The organism is Thermus tengchongensis (genome assembly GCF_021462405.1).
GTDB classification, from domain to species: domain Bacteria; phylum Deinococcota; class Deinococci; order Deinococcales; family Thermaceae; genus Thermus; species Thermus tengchongensis.
On the sequence record NZ_JAKEDU010000007.1, the window covers coordinates 19,778 to 38,030 of the forward strand.

Annotated in this window: 15 protein-coding genes; 7 read left to right on the forward strand and 8 right to left on the reverse strand. The window is 67.0% G+C overall.

Features of this window, described 5'->3' with window-relative positions; all coding sequences use genetic code 11:
- Positions 1-6: 6 nt before the first annotated feature.
- Positions 7-1,452, reverse strand: a complete 1,446-nt coding sequence (gene cysS / locus L1087_RS09080) for a cysteine--tRNA ligase (RefSeq protein WP_234558599.1) — start codon at positions 1,450-1,452, stop codon at positions 7-9.
- Positions 1,453-1,488: 36 nt separating this feature from the next.
- Between cysS and hslO the strand changes: the two genes are divergently transcribed.
- From hslO to L1087_RS09100, 4 genes are read left to right on the forward strand one after another with little or no spacing between them, the layout of a single operon-like run.
- Entirely contained in the window at positions 1,489-2,514 is a 1,026-nt protein-coding gene (gene hslO, locus L1087_RS09085; protein WP_234558600.1) for an Hsp33 family molecular chaperone HslO, read from the forward strand.
- A 12-nt stretch (positions 2,515-2,526) separates the two neighbouring features.
- On the forward strand, positions 2,527-2,940 hold the full coding sequence (locus L1087_RS09090) for a universal stress protein (RefSeq protein WP_038042387.1): 414 nt from the start codon (positions 2,527-2,529) through the stop codon (positions 2,938-2,940).
- A 33-nt stretch (positions 2,941-2,973) separates the two neighbouring features.
- The gene (locus L1087_RS09095) at positions 2,974-4,503 is read left to right on the forward strand and encodes a cation:proton antiporter family protein (RefSeq protein ID WP_234558601.1); all 1,530 of its coding nucleotides are present in this window, start codon (positions 2,974-2,976) and stop codon (positions 4,501-4,503) included.
- 57 nt (positions 4,504-4,560) lie between these two features.
- Complete coding sequence (locus L1087_RS09100) at positions 4,561-5,799, forward strand: O-acetylhomoserine aminocarboxypropyltransferase/cysteine synthase family protein (RefSeq protein WP_234558603.1); 1,239 nt, start codon at positions 4,561-4,563, stop codon at positions 5,797-5,799.
- Positions 5,800-5,946: 147 nt separating this feature from the next.
- On the opposite strand, the gene L1087_RS09105 is transcribed toward L1087_RS09100, so the two are convergent.
- Both L1087_RS09105 and L1087_RS09110 read right to left on the reverse strand, forming a co-directional pair.
- Complete coding sequence (locus tag L1087_RS09105) at positions 5,947-7,173, reverse strand: aminopeptidase (protein ID WP_234558605.1); 1,227 nt, start codon at positions 7,171-7,173, stop codon at positions 5,947-5,949.
- Positions 7,174-7,205: 32 nt separating this feature from the next.
- Positions 7,206-7,343 carry a hypothetical protein gene (locus L1087_RS09110; protein WP_167764554.1) on the reverse strand — a complete coding sequence of 46 codons (138 nt, stop codon included), beginning with the start codon at positions 7,341-7,343 and terminating at the stop codon, positions 7,206-7,208.
- Between the two features lie 69 nt (positions 7,344-7,412).
- Between L1087_RS09110 and nifJ the strand changes: the two genes are divergently transcribed.
- The gene (gene nifJ / locus L1087_RS09115; protein WP_234558607.1) at positions 7,413-10,919 is read left to right on the forward strand and encodes a pyruvate:ferredoxin (flavodoxin) oxidoreductase; all 3,507 of its coding nucleotides are present in this window, start codon (positions 7,413-7,415) and stop codon (positions 10,917-10,919) included.
- A 9-nt stretch (positions 10,920-10,928) separates the two neighbouring features.
- A complete protein-coding gene (locus L1087_RS09120) occupies positions 10,929-11,927 on the forward strand; it encodes a dihydroorotate dehydrogenase-like protein (RefSeq protein ID WP_234558608.1) in 999 nt (332 codons plus the stop codon).
- On the opposite strand, the gene L1087_RS09125 is transcribed toward L1087_RS09120, so the two are convergent.
- The gene (locus L1087_RS09125; RefSeq protein ID WP_015717202.1) at positions 11,893-12,141 is read right to left on the reverse strand and encodes a hypothetical protein; all 249 of its coding nucleotides are present in this window, start codon (positions 12,139-12,141) and stop codon (positions 11,893-11,895) included. The two genes, L1087_RS09120 and L1087_RS09125, sit on opposite strands and share 35 nt — an antisense overlap.
- Positions 12,142-12,173: 32 nt before the next feature.
- Here L1087_RS09125 and polX point away from each other — a divergent pair, with 32 nt between their 5' ends.
- Complete coding sequence (gene polX, locus L1087_RS09130) at positions 12,174-13,901, forward strand: DNA polymerase/3'-5' exonuclease PolX (protein ID WP_234558610.1); 1,728 nt, start codon at positions 12,174-12,176, stop codon at positions 13,899-13,901.
- Here the strand turns inward: polX and L1087_RS09135 are convergent.
- The 4 genes from L1087_RS09135 to L1087_RS09150 all read right to left on the reverse strand — a co-directional run bounded on the left by L1087_RS09135 (position 13,879) and on the right by L1087_RS09150 (position 18,175).
- Entirely contained in the window at positions 13,879-14,541 is a 663-nt protein-coding gene (locus L1087_RS09135; protein WP_234558612.1) for a uracil-DNA glycosylase, read from the reverse strand. The two genes, polX and L1087_RS09135, sit on opposite strands and share 23 nt — an antisense overlap.
- A gap of 58 nt (positions 14,542-14,599) precedes the next feature.
- Positions 14,600-16,003 carry a hypothetical protein gene (locus tag L1087_RS09140; protein ID WP_135342965.1) on the reverse strand — a complete coding sequence of 468 codons (1,404 nt, stop codon included), beginning with the start codon at positions 16,001-16,003 and terminating at the stop codon, positions 14,600-14,602.
- Positions 16,004-16,132: 129 nt separating this feature from the next.
- Positions 16,133-16,651, reverse strand: coding sequence for a helix-turn-helix domain-containing protein (locus L1087_RS13320; RefSeq protein ID WP_038042398.1), 519 nt, complete (start codon positions 16,649-16,651; stop codon positions 16,133-16,135).
- Positions 16,652-16,690: 39 nt separating this feature from the next.
- On the reverse strand, positions 16,691-18,175 hold the full coding sequence (locus L1087_RS09150; RefSeq protein WP_234558614.1) for a PxKF domain-containing protein: 1,485 nt from the start codon (positions 18,173-18,175) through the stop codon (positions 16,691-16,693).
- Positions 18,176-18,253: the final 78 nt, after the last annotated feature.

Consider the following 18,253-nt stretch of genomic DNA (forward strand, 5'->3'; position numbering starts at 1 on the left):
GGGCGTCTAGGCCATCTCTAGACGCCACTTAGGACCTTCCTTGGTGTCCTCCACGATGATGCCCAAGGATTTGAGCCTTTCCCGGATCAGGTCGCTTTTGGCGTAATCCTTGGCCCGCCGGGCCTCTTCCCGGAGTTCCAGTAGAAGAGTCACTAACCCCTCCAGAAGGGGTCCGGAAACCTTCTCCTCCAGAACCCTTTCCGGGAAGAGCCCCAGGATGCCTTCCCCCAGGGTGTGGAAGACCTGGGCGGTGCGCCTTAGGGTGTCCCCCTTGGCCTCGGGGAGGAGCCTGTTCAGCTCGGGGAGGAAGGTGAAAAAGGCGGCTAGGGCCTCCGGGGTGCTGAGGTCGTTCTCTATGGCCTCCAGGAAGTCCTTTTCCAGAGCGTCCAGCGCCCTTTCCAGCTCCGGGGTGGTGCCCGGGCTTGCCGTCTTCAGATGGGTTCGGACCTCGCGGTAGGCGGTAAGAAGCCGGGTATACCCCCGCTTGGCCGCCTCGAGGCCCTCCCAGGTGAAGTCCATGGGGCTCCGGTAGTGGGTCTGGAGGAGGTAAAAGCGGAGGGCCATGGGCTCGTGGGCCTTAAGGAGGTCGTGGAGGAGGACCAGGTTCCCCGTGCTCTTGGCCATCTTTTCCCCTTCCAGAAGCACGTGGTTGTGGTGCATCCAGTGGCGGGCGAAGCGGTAGCCCGCGGCCTCCGCCTGGGCGATCTCGCACTCGTGGTGGGGGAACTGCAGGTCGATGCCCCCGGCGTGGATGTCAAACCCTTCCCCCAGGTACTTGAGGCTCATGGCGGTGCACTCGATGTGCCAGCCGGGGTAGCCCTCCCCCCAGGGGCTCTTCCAGCGCATGAGGTGGCCGGGTTCGGCAGCCTTCCAGAGGGCGAAGTCCAGGGGGTCTTCCTTCTCCTCCCGCACCTCCACCCGGGCCCCCGCCCTAAGCTCCTCCAGGCGCTTGCCGGAAAGCTTCCCGTACTCGGGGAAGGCCCGCACCCGGAAGTAGACGCTACCCTTGCGCTCGTAGGCGAAGCCAAGCTTTAAAAGCCTTTCCGTGAGCTCAATCTGCTCGGGGATGTGGCCCGAGGCGCGGGGGGCGATGGAAGGCCTCAGGACGTTCAGGGCGGTGATGGCGTCGAAGTAGCTCCAGGTGTACTTCTCCGCTACCTCCATGGGCTCCAGCTGCTCCAGCTTGGCCCGTTTGAGGATCTTGTCCTCCCCTTGGTCGGCGTCGTCAGTGAGGTGGCCCACGTCGGTGATGTTGGAAACGAAGCGCACCTTGTAACCCATGTGCAGGAAGTAGCGGCGCAGGACATCGTAAACGATGGGCCCCCGGGCGTGGCCCAAGTGGGGGTCGGAGTAGACGGTGGGGCCGCACACGTAGATGCCCACGTGCCCCGGGGTGGCGGGGATGAAGTCCACCTTCGCGCGCTGCAGGGTATCGTAGATGCGCAGGCCCATAGGGCGATTATAGGCCCCGTGGCATAATGGCAGGGTATGGGAAGGATCCTGAGGGGCCTGGCGGGGGAGGGCCACCTGCGGGTAGTGGCGGCGGAAACTTCGGATGTGGCGGAAGAGGCCCGCAGGCGGCACGGCCTTTCCCCCACGGCCACCGCCGCCCTGGGCCGGGCCATGACCGGGGCCTTGCTGCTGGCCCAGCTTCTCCTGAAGACGCCCAAGGAGCGGATTACCCTGCGCCTCGAGGGCACCGGGCCCCTGGGGGGGCTTCTGGCGGAGGCGGACCCCCAGGGAAACGTGCGGGGTTACGTGCAGAACCCTCAGGCCGAGGTGCCCCTGCGCCCTGACGGCAAGCTCAACGTGGGCGAGTTGGTGGGCGCCGGGGTCTTGCGGGTGGACCGGAGCCTCCCGAACGGGGAGATCTACTCCAGCACGGTGCCCCTGGTCTCCGGGGAGATCGCCGAGGACCTGGCCCACTACCTCTGGCAGTCGGAGCAGATCCCCTCCGCGGTCCTCCTGGGGGTGCGGGTGAAGGGGGAAGGGGAGGTGGAGGTGGCGGGGGGCGTGGCGGTCCAGGTGATGCCGGAGGCCCCGGAAGAGGTGCTGCATCGCCTGGAGGCCAACCTTTCGGGCCTGGCGGGCCTCACGCCCCTCCTCAAGGAAAGGGGTTTGGAGGGCACCCTGGAGGTGCTCCTAGCGGGGCTTGGGTTTGAGCGCACGGACCTCCGGGCCCTGGGCTACGCCCTGAACGAGATCCCTGCCCGCTTCCGCTGCCGTTGCAGCCGGGAGAAGGCCCTCGAGGCCCTGGTCTTCTTCACCCCCGAGGAGCGGGAGGACATGATCGTCAAAGACGGCGGGGCGGAGGTGGTCTGCCACTGGTGCGGCGAGGTCTACCGCTTTTCCCCGGAGGAGATCCGCTCCTTGGTGGCCGAGGTGCGTTGCCCCGACTGCGGTACCCTCTGGCTTTACCCACGGGCGGATGGCACCCTCTTCCGCATCGAAGGGGACACCTGCCGCTGTGGGCGTAAGGTGGAAATTCCTTCGGAAAAAAGGGCCCAGGCCTGATAAGCTTGAGGCATGTTCAAGACCATCCTTTTGGCCTACGATGGATCGGACCACGCCAAGCGGGCGGCAGAAGTGGCCAAGGCAGAGGCTCTGGCCCATGGGGCCAGGCTGGTGGTGGTTCACGTCTACGAGCCCGTGCCCGACTACCTGGGGGAGCCCTTCTTCCAGGAGGCCTTGAAGCGGCGGTTGGAGCGGGCGGAAAAGGTCCTGGCCGAGGCGGTGGCCCTTACCGAGGTCCCCAGGGAGGATGCCCTTCTCCTCGAGGGCCGCCCGGCGGAGGCCATCCTGGAAGCCGCCATTGGGGAGAAGGCCGACCTCATCGTCATGGGTACCCGGGGCCTGGGGGCCATCGGGAGCCTCTTCCTGGGTAGCCAAAGCCAAAAGGTGGTGGCGGAAGCCCCCTGCCCTGTCCTACTGGTGCGCTAAGGGGCCTGCCCCGGCACCTTAGAGAGGTTGCGCTTGGCAGGGGTCTTCCTCCTGGCCTTTGTCTCCGGGGTCCTGGCGGTGCGCCTGGGCCTGCCGGCCTTTTTGGGCTACCTGGCGGTGGGGGTTCTCCTGGGGCTTGGGGGCTTCCCGGGAGACCGGCTCTTGGACCTCTTCGCCGATTTGGGGGTCTACCTCCTCCTCTTCACCGTGGGCCTGGGCCTGCGGTTGGAGCGCCTTTTCCGCAGGGAGGTTCTGGGCACCGGGGCCCTCCAGCTCCTCCTCCTCCCCCCCTTCCTCCTCCTTCTCTACCTCCTGGGCCTGGCCCAAAACCCCCTGGCCCTCCTGGTCCTGACCGTGGCCCTTATCAACCCCAGCACCGTGCTCCTGGCCCGGGTGCTCCAGGGCAGGGGGGAGCTTGCCGCCCTTCACGGGCAGATGGCCCTGGGGATCTCCGTCTTCCTGGACGTGGCCTCCCTGGCCCTTTTGATCCTGGTGGGGTTCCAGGGGGCGGGGCCATCCGGGTTTTTGGTCCTTCTCTTTCCCCTGCTGAGGCCCCTTTTGGTCCGCCTGTTCGCCTTGGCCCAGGGGGCCGAGCTGAAGCTTCTCTTGGGGGTAGCCCTGGCCCTGCTGGGGGCGGAGGCGGCTCGCCTCCTGGGGGCTCCGGAGGCCCTGGGGGCCCTCTTCATGGGCTTGGGCCTCGCCCGTCATCCCGGGGCGGGGGAGGTGGCGGAGAGGCTTTGGGCCTTGCGGGAGATCTTTCTGCTGGGCTTTTTCGTCAAGGCGGGGATGGTGGTGGGGCCGGACGGGGTGTTCGCCGGCCTCCTCCTCCTTCTCTTTCTCCTCCTCAAGCCCCTTTCCCTCTTTCTGCCCCTGGTGCGCCAGGGCTTCCGGGCCCGCACGGCTTTCTTGGTGGGGCTGGGCCTCGCCACCTACTCCGAGTTCGCCCTGGTGGCCGCGGGGGTTCTTCAGGCCTTGGGCTATATGACGGAGCAAGGGGTGGGGGCGGTGGCCCTGGCGGTGGGGGGCTCCTTCCTCCTGGCTGCCCCCTTGTTGCAGCGGGCCCACCGCCTCTACGAGGCCTGGAAGCCCTGGCTTGCCCGCCTGGAGCGCCCCGGCCTTCACCCCGACGAGGAGCCCCAGGGGGCCTTGGGGGCGAGGTGGCTGGTGGTGGGCATGGGGCGCACCGGGGCTGCGGCCTACCGCTTCTTAGTGGAAAGGGGAGAAGCGGTGTTGGGCCTGGACAGCGACCCCTCCAAGGTGGAGTACCACACGGCCAAGGGGCGGCGGGTTCTCTACGGGGACGCGGAGGACCCGGCCCTTTGGGAGGGGCTGGACCTCACGGGGGTCCGGGGGGTGATCCTGGCCCTCCCCGACCTGGAGGCCCGCCTGCGGGCCACCCGCGCCCTTCGGCAGAGGGGCTTCCGTGGGGTGGTGGGGGCGGTTAGCTATGCCCGGGAGGAGGACGCCCCCCTTAAGGAGGCCGGGGTGGACGTGATTTTCCACCCCTTGCTGGAAGCGGGTGAGCGCCTTGCCGAGCGGGTTTTGCAAGAAGGCGAGGCCTAGGGATAAGGGGTTACGAGCCGCCTCCTTTCCCGTGGTGCGCAGGGTACACTAGGGGGTATGGAGTACGAGACCCTGGCGGTGCTTTCAGGGCTTCCCCAGGACCCCCACGGGGCTTTGGGCCTCCCCATCTACGCGGTGGCCGCCTACGGCTTTAAGACCTTGGAGGAAGGGGCGGAGCGCTTTGCCACCGGGGAGGGTTACGTTTACGCGAGGCAGAAGGACCCCACCGGCAAAGCCCTGGAGGAGCGGTTAAAGGCTTTGGAAGGGGGCATGGAGGCCTTGGTCTTTGCCTCAGGCCAGGCGGCCACCTTCGCCGCCCTCTTTTCCCTCCTGCGCCCGGGGGACGAGGTGGTGGCGGCCAAGGGGCTTTTCGGCCAGACCATCGGCCTTTTCCAGCAGGTTTTAGCCCCCATGGGCATAGGGGTCCGCTACGTGGAGCCCGAGCCCGACCGGGTGCGGGAGGCCCTCACGGGGAGGACCCGGGCCATCTTCGTGGAGACCATGGCCAACCCCGCCCTGGTGGTGCCGGACCTCGAGGAGCTAGCCTCCTTGGCGGAGGAAAGGGGCCTCGCCCTGGTGGTGGACAACACCTTTGGCGCCACGGGAGCCTTGGCCAAACCCCTCCAGTGGGGGGCCCACGTGGTGGTGGAAAGCCTCACCAAATGGGCCTCGGGGCACGGCTCCGTGCTGGGCGGGGCTGTGGTGGTGAGGGAAAGCCGCATCTGGCAAAACTATCCCCAGTTCCTGGAAAAGGATGCCCGGGGCCAGGTGCCTTGGGAGGCCCTGGGACCCCGGTGTTATCCGGAGCGGGTGCGGACCTTGGGGCTATCCCTTATGGGCATGGCCCTTTCCCCCTTCAACGTCTACCTTCTCTTTCAGGGTTTGGAAACCGTGGCCCTCCGGGTGCGGCGCATGAGCGAAACCGCCCTTCGCCTGGCCGAGGCCTTGCGGGGGCACCCCAAGGTGAAGGCCCTGCGTTACCCCGGTTTGCCCGAGGACCCCGCCCACCCCATGGCCCGGAAGTACCTGGCCTCAGGGGGGCCCATGCTCACCCTGGACCTGGGAAGCCAGGAAGCAGCGAGCCGTTTCCTGAAGGCCATACCCCTCCCCAAGGCCGCCAACCTGGGGGATGCCCGCACCCTCCTGGTCCACCCCTGGACCACCACCCACAGCCGGCTTCCGGAGGAGGGAAGGCTGCAAGCGGGGGTGACCCCGGGGCTTGTGCGGGTTTCTGTAGGCCTCGAGGCCCCTGAAGACCTCGTGGCCTGGTTCCAGGAGGCTTTGGCCGCCGCTTAGCGGGGAGATAAAGCACAAGTCCGTGAAATCGTGAAATAATGCGCATGAAGACGGGCCCTCCGCATTGGCGGAGGGCCCCGGTATCGGCTTGGTGCCCTTTTGCGCTGGGCTTTCCCCTGAGGGCCATGCCCCCTCCATGGGGTGGGATCAGATCACCCAAAGCCCCTGGCGCATGAGGGGTACCCGGGTGCCGTCCGGGTAGAGCCCGTCCACGTCCACCTCTTCCGAGCCGATCATCCAGTCGATGTGCACCAGGCTCTCGTTGCCTCCACGGCTGCGGAAGGCCTCGCCGCTGGGGCGGCCCTCGAGGTTCTCGGCATAGGCCTGGCCGAAGGCGATGTGGCTGGCGGCGTTTTCGTCAAAAAGGGTGTCGAAGAAGACCAAACCCGTTTGGGCGATGGGGTTGTCCGCCGCCACCAGGGCCACCTCCCCCAGGCGCCTGGCCCCCTCGTCGGTGGCCAGGACCTTGAGAAGCACCTCCTCGCCCTTTTCCGCCCCCACCTCCACCGCGTACCCCTTTTCAAACCGGGCCCAGAGGCCCTCCACCAGTTGCCCCCCTAGGGCCAGGGGCCGGGTGGAGCGCACCACCCCCTCCACCCGCTCCCGGTGGGGGGCGGTGAAGACCTCCTCCGTGGGCAGGTTGGGGTTGCAGAGGAGGCCCTTTTTGGTGGGGGTGGCCCCGCCTTGCCAGAGGTGGCCCTCCGCCAAGCCCACCACCAGGTCCGTGCCCGGGCCCCGGAAGTGGAGGGCGTGGAAGCGCCGCTCGTTCAAGTAGGCCACCTTTTGGTGGAGGTTGCGGTTGTGGGCCTCCCAGGCGGCCACGGGGTCTTCGGCATCCGCCCGGGTGGCCTGGAAGATGGCCTGCCAGAGCCTGGCCACTGCTTCCTCCTCGGGAAGGCCGGGGAAGACCGCTTTGGCCCAGCCAGGGTGGGCGTAGGGCACGATGGTCCAGTTGGTGACGAACTGGCTGATGGCCTCCAGCGCGGGTTTGTAGGCTCGGCTCTGCGCCTGTTGCGCCCGGCCGATGCGCTCGGGGGGCAGGCCCTCCAAGGCCTTGGGGTCGTTGCCGGAAACCGCCAGACGGGCCGCCCCTTCGCGGAAGGCCTTGGCCATGCCCTCGTAGAGCCAGGCTGGGGCTTTGTCCAGGCCTTCCTCGGGCGCCAGGGAGAGCCGCTTACGGGCTATCGCGTTGTCCCCGTAGATGACCGTGAAGAGGCTGGCCCCGTGTCCATATGCTTTTTCCGCTAGAAGGCGGACAAAGTCCACCGCCTCGATGGGGGCGGTGGCGATGACCTCCTGCCCCTTCTCCAGGTTTAGCCCCACGCGGATGGCCAGCTCGGCCAGCTTCTCTAGGTTTTCCTGAAAGGCGCTCACGCCCCCAAGTCTTGCCTCCCGGGGAGCTTCCGTCAAGCCTTGGGACAGCTTCGGGGCCTTCCCAGGAGGAGGGCAAGGCCGGCCAAAAGCAGGAGGAAAGGCCGGTAGCTTTCCCAGAGGAAAGCCGCCGCCACCAGGAAGAGGGCGAGGAGGTACCGCCAGGCGGACATGTGGCCATGCTACTACAAGGGGACATTTTTCACCCGCGGGAGGGTTAAGGTGGGGAAGAGGTGAAGCCTATGCGTCCCATCACCGTGGACGGCAATGAGGCGGTGGCCCGGGTGGCCTACCGCCTAAGCGAGGTGATCGCCATTTATCCCATAACCCCGTCCAGCCCCATGGCGGAGCTTTCCGACGAGTGGGCGGCCAGGGGGGAGCCCAACCTCTTCGGGCTGGTCCCCAAGGTGGTGGAGATGCAGTCCGAAGGCGGGGCGGCGGGGGCGCTTCACGGGGCCCTGCAGGAAGGGGTTTTGGCCACCACCTTCACCGCCAGCCAGGGCCTTCTCCTCATGATCCCCGACATGTACAAGATCGCCGGCCAGGCCCTTCCAGGGGTTATTCACGTGGCCGCCCGCTCCCTAGCCACCCATGCGCTTTCCATCTTCGGGGACCACCAGGACCTCTACGCGGTCAGGCCCACGGGGTGGGGCCTCCTGGTTTCGGACTCGGTGCAGGCGGCCCAGGACCTAGCGGCCATCGCCCACGCCTCCGCCTTGCAGGCCAGCCTTCCCGTCCTCCACGCCATGGATGGGTTCCGCACCTCCCACGAGGTGCAGAAGATCCTGCCCCTTTCCGACCGGGAGCTCAGGGCCCTCTTCCCCTTTGAGGCCCTCGAGGCCTTCCGTAAGCGCGCCCTTACCCCCGAGGCTCCGGCCATCCGGGGCACGGCGCAAAACCCCGACCACTACTTCCAAAACCGCGAGGCCATCAACCCCTTCTACCGCCGCTTTCCCCAGGTGGTGGCCGAGACCATGGCCCGCTTCGGGGAGATCACCGGGCGCCGCTACCTCCCCTACGAGTACTTCGGCCACCCGGAGGCGGAAAGGGTGGTGGTGGTCATGGGCTCGGCCTCCTGGGCGGTGGAGGAGGCGGTGGAGTACCTCCTCCGGCGCGGGGAGAAGGTGGGGATGGTTCGCGTAAGGCTCTACCGGCCCTTCCACGTGGAGGGTTTCCTCGCCGCCATTCCCAAGACGGTCCGCAAGGTGGCGGTTCTGGACCGGGGCAAGGAACCGGGGGCGGTGGGGGAGCCCCTCTTCCAGGAGGTGGCGGCGGCCTTTGCCCTCAGGGGCGGGGAGGTGCCTGTTCTCGTGGGCGGGCGCTACGGGCTTTCCTCCAAGGAGTTCACCCCGGCCATGGCCCTGGGGGTTTTTGAGGAGCTTGCCAAAGAGCGCCCCCGTCACGGCTTCACCGTGGGCATCGTGGACGACGTGACGGGCACGAGCCTCCCTTATCCCGAGGTGGACTTTGAAGACCCGGCCTCGGTGCGGGCGGTCTTCTTTGCCCTGGGGGCGGACGGCACCGTGAGCGCCAACAAGAGCACCATCAAGATCATCGGGGAGGAGACGCCCCTTTACGCCCAAGGGTACTTCGTCTACGACTCCAAGAAATCGGGCTCCCGTACGGTGAGCCACCTGCGCTTCGGTCCCAATCCCCTGAACAAGCCCTACCTGGTGCGGCGGGCGAACTTCGTGGGCATCCACCAATGGGGTTTCCTGGAGCGCCTGCCCATGCTGGACGTGGCGGAGGAGGGGGCCACGGTCCTCATCAACAGCCCTTACCCCAAGGAGGAGGTCTGGGACCGCCTGCCCAAGCCCGTGCAGGAGGAAATCCTCAGAAAGAAGCTCAAGGTCTACGTAGTGAACGCTTACGACCTGGCCCGCCAGGTGGGGTTGCCGGGGCGCATCAACACCATCATGCAGGCCGCCTTCTTCAAGCTTTCCGGAGTGCTCCCTGAGGAAGAGGCCAAGGCCCGCATCAAGAAGGGCATTGAGAAAACCTACGGCAAGCGGGGCCGATCGGTGCTGGAAAGGAACTTCCAGGCGGTGGAGCTGGGTTTTGAGGCAGTGGAACCCCTGCCCATACCCGGAAGGATCACCTCGGAAAAGGAACTGGTGCCCCCTATGGTGGACCACCCGCCTGCCTTTGTGCGGGAGGTGCTTGGGCCCATTGCCCTGGGGCTCGGCGACGCCTTGCCGGTTTCCGCCTTTCCCCCGGATGGAACCTACCCCACGGGGACGGCCAGGTACGAGAAGCGGGGCATCGCCGAGTTCGTGCCCACCTGGGACCCGAAGGTGTGCGTGCAGTGCGGGAAGTGCGTCTTGGTCTGCCCCCATGCGGTGATCCGGGCCAAGGTGGTGCCCGAGGGGGCCTTGGCGGGTGCCCCTGAGGGCTTCCCCCACCGCAAGGCCATGTGGAAGGAGCTTTCCGGGGAGTTTACCCTGGCCATCAGCCCGGACGACTGCACGGGGTGCACCCTCTGCGTGGAGGCCTGCCCGGCCAAGGACAAGCAGAACCCCAGTCGCAAGGCGCTGAACATGGCACCGCGCCTCGAGGTGCGGGAAGAGATGAACCGGCACTGGGACTTCTTCCTCTCCCTTCCGGAAACCCCCAGGGCCGGCCTTAAGCTCCACACCGTGAAGGATGTGCAACTTCTGGAGCCTTTGTTTGAGTTCCCTGGGGCCTGCGCGGGCTGCGGGGAAACCCCCTACCTGAGGCTCCTCTCCCAGCTCTTCGGGGACCGCCTGGTCGTGGCCAACGCCACCGGGTGCAGCTCCATCTACGGGGGGAACCTGCCCACCACCCCCTGGAGCAAGAACAAGGAGGGCCGGGGCCCCGCCTGGGCCAACTCCCTCTTTGAGGACAACGCCGAGTTTGGCTTGGGGATGCGCCTCGCCCTGGACAAGAAGGCAGAGTACGCCAGGAAGCTTTTGCCCAGGTTCCGTGAGGTGCTGGGGGAGGAGCTTTTGGCGAGGCTCCTTAAGCCCGTGGGGCCAGAGGAGGTGGAGGCGAGGCGCCAGGATGTGGCCCTCTTGCGGGAGCGGCTTGGGGGCCTGGAGGACCCCAGGGCCCGGGACCTCCTGGCCGTCGCCGATGCCCTCATCCCCCACTCGGTCTGGATTGTGGGCGGGGACGGCTGGGCCTACGACATCGGCTACGGCGGCCTGGACCACGTGCTCTCCAGCGGGGCCAACGTGAAGGTCCTGGTCCTGGACACCGAGGTCTACTCCAACACCGGCGGGCAGGCCTCCAAGGCCACGGGGCTCGGGGCGGTGGCCAAGTTCGCCACGGCGGGCAAGGCCACGCCCAAGAAGGACCTGGCCTTCATGGCCATGAGCTACGGGCATGTGTACGTGGCCCAGATCGCCATGGGGGCGAACGATGCCCACACGGTGAAGGCCTTCCTCGAGGCCGAAGCCCACCAAGGCCCCGCCCTCCTCATCGCCTACAGCCACTGCATCGCCCACGGCATCGACATGGCCAAGGGCATGGACCACCAGAAGCTGGCGGAGCGCTCCGGCTACTGGCCGCTTTTCCGCTACCTCCCCGGCCAAGGCCTCTTCCTGGACTCCAAGCCCCCCACCCTGCCCCTCAGGGAGTACCTCTACGCGGAAAACCGCTACCGCCTCCTACTCCAGACCCACCCCGAGGAGGCCGAGGCCTTCCTCAAGGCAGCGGAGGAGGCGGTGAGGGCCAGGTGGGAAAGGCTTTCCCGCATGGCGGCCTCCAAGGAGGCCGTGGCAAGCTGAGGAGGATGTATGGACCTGAGGACCACGTACCTGGGCTTGGCCTTGGAGCACCCCCTGGTGGCCTCCGCTTCACCCCTGACCGAAAAGCTGGACGGGTTCTTGCGCCTGGAGGACGGGGGGGCGGCGGCCATCGTCATGCACTCCCTTTTTGAGGAGCAGGTGACCCTCGAGGAGGAGATGCTGGACCACTACCTCCACTACGGCCACGAGAGCTACGCCGAGGCCCTAAGCTACTTCCCCAAGGCCCACGAGTACCGCCTGACCCCCGAGCGGCACCTGGACCTCCTCGCCCGGGCCAAGGAGCGGGTGTCCGTCCCCATCATCGCCAGCATCAACGGGGTGAGCCGGGGGGGCTGGGTGGAGTACGCCAAGCTTCTGGAAGACGCAGGGGCAGACGCTATAGAGCTCAACCTCTACTACATTCCCACCGACCCCACCCTTTCCGGGGCGGAAGTGGAGGCCATGTACCTGGATACCATCCGGGCGGTGGTGGAAAGCGTGCGCATCCCCGTGGCGGTTAAGGTGGGGCACGCCTTCACCGCCTTCGCCCACTTCGCCAAACAGGTGGAAGCCACAGGGGCCCGGGCCCTGGTCCTCTTCAACCGCTTCTACCAACCCGACTTCGACCTGGAGACCCTTTCGGTGGTGCCCACCCTGAGCCTTTCCCGCCCCTACGAGGCCCTTTTGCGCATCCACTGGATCGCCCTCCTCTACGGCCGGGTCGGCCTGGAGCTGGCCTTGACGGGGGGTGTGCATTCGGGAAAGGAGGCGGCCAAGGGGCTTTTGGCTGGGGCGCAGGTGGTGATGATGACCTCGGCCGTCCTGGAAAAGGGGCCCGGGCACTTCCGTACCGTACTGGAGGAACTCAAGACCTTTATGGAGGAAAAAGAGTACGCAAGCGTGGGGGAGATGCGGGGGGTGATGAGCTACCTTAAGGTGGCGGAACCCGCCGCCCTAGAGAGGTCCAACTACCTTAAGGTTCTGGGCTCGTATCGCCTTCTTCCCTGAGGGCGTAAAACCCCTTTCCCAGGGCCACCACCGGGCTTCTGGACCAACGGGCTAAGGCGGAAAGCCGGATCTTGGCGATTTTTTCCGGCTCCTTCACCTCGGCCCAGAGCCCCGCTTCCTTCAAGCGGCGGCCCACCTCGGTGTAGTGAAGAGGGCGGCCCTCCTGTTTCAGCATCTCCAAAACCGCCTTGCGGAACCGGTCCGGTGGAGGCATGGGCAGGCCCAGTATACCCGTATAGTGAGGGCATGAGGAACCAGGAGCTGGCCCGCCTCTTTGAGGAGATCGGGCTCATGAGCGAGTTCTTGGGGGACAACCCCTTCAGGGTGCGGGCCTATTACCAGGCGGCTCGCACCCTGTATGACCTGGATACTCCCATTGAGGAGGTGGCCAAGGGAGGAAGGGAAGCCCTGCTGGCCCTTCCCGGGATTGGGCCCGATCTGGCGGAAAAGATCTTGGAGTTTATCAAAACCGGGGAGATTAGGAAGCACCGGGAGCTTGCAGAGCGGGTGCCAAAGGGGGTTTTGGCGGTGATGGAGGTGCCCGGGGTGGGGCCCAAGACTGCCCGGCAGCTCTACGACGAGCTGGGCATCGACTCCCTGGAAAAACTAAGGGAAGCCCTGGATAGGGGCGATCTCCTTCGCCTGAAGGGCTTTGGCCAGAAGAAGGCCGAGCGCATCCGAGAGGGCCTGGCCCTGGTGCAGGTGGCGGGCAAGCGAAGGCCCTTGGGAGCGGCGCTTTCCTTGGCGAGAAACCTCCTTGCTGCCATCCGGGATCTGCCCGGGGTGGAGAGGGCGGAACTTTGCGGGTCCGCCCGACGGTATAAGGACACGGTGGGGGACCTGGACTACCTGGTGGCCAGCGAAAGAAGCGAGGAGGTGGTGAAGGCGTTCGTGAAGCTTCCTCAGGTGAAGGAGGTGTACGCCCAGGGCAAGGAGCGGGCCACGGTGTTTTTGAAAAACGGCCTCCAGGTGGACCTGAGGGTGGTGCCGCCCGAGAGTTGGGGCTCCGGGCTCCAGTACCTCACGGGGAGCAAGGAGCACTCCATCCGGCTCCGGGGCCTTGCCCAGGAAAGGGGTTTGAAGCTTTCCGAGTACGGGCTTTTCCGCGGGGAGGAGCGCCTGGCTGGGGAGACGGAGGAAGGGATTTATGAAGCCCTGGGCCTCCCCTTCATCCCCCCACCCCTTAGGGAGGACCACGGGGAGATCGAGGCGGCCCTCGAGGGCCGTCTTCCTACCCTTCTGGAGCTTTCCCAGGTGAAGGGGGACCTCCAGGTCCACTCCACCTACTCCGATGGGCAAAACTCGTTGGAGGAGCTCTGGGAGGCGGCCAGGGCTCTGGGCTACGAGTACCTGGGGGTCACCGACCACTCCCCGGCGGTGCGGGTGGCGGGGGGGCCTTCCCCGGAAGAGGCCCTGAAGCGCATCGAGGCCATCCGCCGCTTCAACGAGGGCCACGGCCCCCCCTACCTGCTGGCGGGGGCCGAGGTGGACATCCGGCCCGATGGTTCCCTGGACTACCCGGACTGGGTTTTGCGGGAGCTGGATCTGGTCCTCATTTCCATCCACTCAAGCTTTAAGCTTTCCAAGGCCGAGCAGACCAAGAGGATCCTACGGGCCCTGGAGAACCCCTTCGTACACGTGCTGGCCCACCCCACGGCCCGCTTGATCGGCCGGAGGCCCCCCATCGAAGCCGACTGGGAGGCCATCTTCCGCAAGGCCAAGGAGCGGGGGGTGGCGGTGGAGATCGACGGCTACTACGACCGCATGGACCTCCCCGACGACCTGGCCCGGATGGCCTACGGGATGGGGCTTTGGATCAGCCTCTCCACCGACGCCCACCAAGCGGATCACCTGCGCTTCATGGAGCTGGCGGTGGGCACGGCGCAAAGGGCCTGGATCGGACCCGAGAGGGTGCTGAACACCCTCTCCTACGAAGACCTTATGGCTTGGCTCAAAGCCCGGCGAGGGCTTTAGCCCTTAGCAGGACTTCCAGGAACATCTCCCGGGTGAGCCGCCCCGTCTGGGTGTTCTGCCGGGAGACGTGATAGCTGGCGAGGAGGTGCTTGCCCTGGGGCAGGGGGTAGTGGGCCCCGTGGAAGAAGGGGTGGGCCGACTTCTTCAGGCCGAAGTGGTCCAGGAGGGCCTCGAGGGCCACCCTTCCCAGGGCGAGGTAGACCCGGGCCTCCGGCAGAAGCCCAAGCTCCACCCGGGTCCAGGCGCTACAGGCCAGGAGCTCTTCCCGGGTGGGCTTGTTCCCCGGCGGGGCGCAGCGCACCGCGGCGGTGAGGTAGACCCCAAAGAGCCGGAGGTCATCCCCGGGCTCACTGGTGGGCTTACTGGCGAGCCCCGCCTCGTAGAGGAGGGGATAGAGGAAGGTCCCGGAGGCGTCCCCGGTGAAGGGGCGGCCCGTGCGGTTGGAGCCGTGGGCCCCGGGGGCCAGGCCGAAGAGGACCAGCCGGGCCTGGGGGTCCCCGAAGCCGGGGACGGGCTTGGCCCAGTAGTGCCAGTCCCGGTAGGCCCGGCGCTTGGTTCGTCCCACCTCCTCCCGCCAGGCCACCAGCCGGGGGCAGAGGCGGCAGGCGGTGAGCTCCTCCCGGAAGCGGACCAGGTCCACGCCCCTAAGGGTAGCAAACCCCCGCCCCAAAGGGGCGGGGGCTAAGCGATCCCTTCCCTCAATAGGGGGAATCGAAGGGGCAGGCCTCAGGGCCCGGCTGGACAAAGGTCTGGTTGTTGTTGGCCCAGTCCAGGGCGTTCTTCAGGGCCTCCTGGTAGGTGCGCCAGGGATCGCCGGCAAAGGCCGTGGGGTGAAGGGCCAGCTCGGCGTCGGCCTCGGCCAGAAGGGCGCTCACCTGAGCGAAGCCCGCCGCGTTAGCGCTCTGGGTCCCTGGGGCGTAGACCAGGGCGCTTCCCTCCACGAACCCCGCCCGCACGTTCAGGTACATGGCCGCCATCTGGGCGGAGAGCATGTAGGCCATGTTGGTGGCATTGGCCCCGAGGAGCCAGGAGCGGAACTCGCTGTAGCTCGTGGGGTCAAAGGGGTTTCCGTTCGCCCCCACCAGGTGGAGGTTCCTAAGCTCCGCTAAGACCGTGTTCATCCCCAGGCCGTTCATGGTGTTCTGGCCGTTGCGGTTGCTCCAGAAGCCCAGGGTCCGGCCGCCCCCTGCGCCCAGGCAGACGTTGCCGAAGTCGGGGCCGTGGACATCGGCGGTGCCTACCGTGACCGTGCCCGAGGTGGGGGTGGTGTTGAGCCAGCGGCCCGCGGGCCACCAGCCGGGGGGCGGGGGCACCTCGGTGAGGGTGTAGCTGCCGGAGTTCTTAGGCACCAGGAAGCTGTACTGGCCGCTGGCGGAGGTGTAGGTCACCTCGGAGGGGGTGGGGGGTTCCTTCTCGACGCGCCAGCCGGGGATGGCGGGTTCCCCCGGATCCCAGATGCCGTTGGTGTTAGCGTCGTACCACTTGTAGCCCCAGATGACCACGTCCGCAGGCTCCTCACCCCGCATCCGCACCTTGAAGTTGTCCGTCTTGCTCTTGGCAGGCAGGAACCCGTGAACCCCGCTTTCTGGAGCGTAGTCCGCCACCCGGGTGACCCAGACCTTGTACTCGCCACCGGGGTTAGGGGTGTCGGCGTAGGGGAAGAGCTGCACGCTGATAGCCCCGGGGCACTTGCCCGCGCCCACCTGGCGGGTGCCTCCGTAAAGGGCCCCCGTGTACGCCACGAAGACCCCGCCCTGGACCCGCACCCGGCGGTGGTCGATGGGGTCGGTGGTGAGGAGGGTGCTCCCCGAGGGGTCGGTCACCTGGAAGTAGTACTCCCCGTCCGGCAGGCCGGCGGCGGTGCAGGGGGCGTTGGGGGGCGGGCCACCATTCAGGTAGACGTCCTCCTTGGCGTCGTAGACGTTGCCGTTCACCAGGGAGCCGTCCCCCAAGGTGGTGTAGATGGCCCCGGTGAGGGGAGCGTTGGCCGCCTGCAGGCTGGAGCTGCTGGCTCCCAGGGAGCCCGTCTGCCCGCCGCAGGCCGCCAGGACCAAGGCCAGGGCGGCCCCAGCCAGGAACCAAAACGCTCTAGTGGACCTCATAAAGACCTCCTTTCACCCTCAGCATGGGGGCAGGGGCGAAGGCAAGCAACGGGCTTTTGGTCTAGGTCTTTTTAAGCAAAAAGTCTTAAGGCTTTTGCACCAGGAGGCCTAGGCCTTTAGCGGGATAGATCAGCTCAGGAAGCGCACGTGGGCCAGCTGGTTCCGCTTCTTCACGCCCAGCTTCTGAAAGATGATGGAGAGGTGGGCCTTCACCGTCTTCACCGAGATGCCAAGCTCCTTGGCGATCTCCTCGTTGCTGAGCCCAAGGGCGGCCAGGGCCGCCACCTCCTTCTCCCGCTGTGTGAGGTGGGGAAGTGGCTCCCCCACCAGGGCCGCCACCACCCGCCTTTCCGCCCAGACCTCCCCCTGGGCCACGGCCCTCAAGGCCTTTTCCAGGACCTCGAGGCCCTGGTCCGGGTAGAGGTAGCCCCTGTACCCCTTCTTCAGGGCTTGGGTTGATTGGCCCGGGTCCTTGAGGAGAATCACCGTGGGCACCGGCGGCGGGGCGGGGACCTCCCGGTCGGCCTCCACCAGGCCCACCTGGGCCAGGAGGGGGTGCTCCACCACCTCGAAGCCCCGGGCCTTCAGGGCCTCTGCCAAGGCTTCCTGCTCGGCGTAGATGGGAAGCTGGAGCCAGACCTTCACCATGGCCTGGCCCCAGTTTACCCATATCCCCTGGCTTTACCCCTAGCGGGTGAGGTTGAAGTAGGTCTCCGCCAGGGGGATGCCCGCGTAGGAGACCGTGGTGCGGTAGCAGCCCAGGTTCCAGCCAGCCTGGGTCTTCAGGTTGAAGATGTAGTGGCCGCTGTCGGGATCGTAGCGCCAGGCGGTGGAGCCGGTGGGGTAGTCGTTGCCCTCGATTGCCTCCCCGCTTGTGGAGTTGCAGCTGCCGGTGTAGTGGAGGACAAGGCGCAGGCCGTCGGCCAGGTCCGTGGCGGGGGTGCCGTCGGCGTAGGTGGGCGGGTAGAACTTGTGGGGGATGGCGGAGCCCCGCTTGTGGGCGCTATACGGGGCGGCCATGCGCAAGGGGGGTAAGAAGCCTGCAGGGTTCACGTTCAGGGTCACGAAGACCTGGAAGCTGGCCTGGCTCTCGTTGGGGGTAGGGGGTGCGGCGCTTACGGGGGCGCGGTAGGTGGCGCTGTCCCTAGCAGTGCAGACCACGGTCTGGGTGGCCCCGATGGGGATGTGGCTCCCTTCCGCAGGGGTGCAGGTCACGGTTACGGGCTCCGACACCCCGTTGGGGTCGCTGGCGGAGATGCCGAGGTCGGCAAGGCTAAGGAGCCACCCCTGGAGGTTCTGGGCGACCCGGGTCACGGTGCCGCTCGGCAGGCCAGAGAAGACGGGCGGGGTGGAGTCCTCCACGTACACGGGGAAGCTCGCGCTGGCGGAAAGTCCCCCGGAGTCGGTTACGGAGCAGGTCACCGTGGTTTCGCCGATGGGGAAGAGGGAGCCGCTTGCTGGGGTGCAGACCACGCTCCCCGTGAGGTCCCCGTCCTCGAGGTCCGTGGCCGTGACCGAGAAGGCCACCTGGGCCCCGGCGGGGCCGGTGGCCTCTGCCAGGACGAAGTTGGGCACGGTGAGGGTAGGGGGCGTGTTGGGGGGAGGGGGGTCGGTGGCAGGGCAGGGGTTGAAGCTCACGTGGACGGTGACCTCGGACTGCCCAGGAGGTGTCTGGAGCCTTCCGGGACCGGAGCTGGGCTGGGGATCCCGGGGCTCCACCGTAAAGGCGCTGGTGCCCGTGGCAGGGGAACCCCCATTCCGCACGGTGAGCATCACCGTTTTGGGCTGGTCGCTGGCGCTTTGGAAGGTGACGGTGGCCTCATCCGACCCCACCCATGCCCCTGCCTCGTGGGTCCAGGTGGTGTAGACCTTGAAGGAGGCGGGGTAGGCCTGTCCGGGCGGTGTCTTGATGGCGTAGCTCACCTGCACCGTGCTTGGGGCCCCGTAGGCGCACCCGTCCACCGCCAGGGGGGTGGTTTGGGAGCCCACCAAGGAGGCCAGCTGGCCCTCGAGGTTCCCCTGGGGCCGGACCGCCACCCCCTTGGCGCTGGGGGCAGGGATCCCTTCCGTCACCACGATCTCCTGCGGCCCTACCTCCCCCTGTGGCCCGGAGCAGGCGGCGAGGAGAAGAAGGGCCAGCCCGCCGATAAGGGCCTTGGCATAGGGTTTCATCTCGGCTTCACCTCCCCTTCATGTCCAGGCTAGGTCCTCCGCCGCCCCAAGAAAACGGCCCAAAGTCCTAGGACTTTG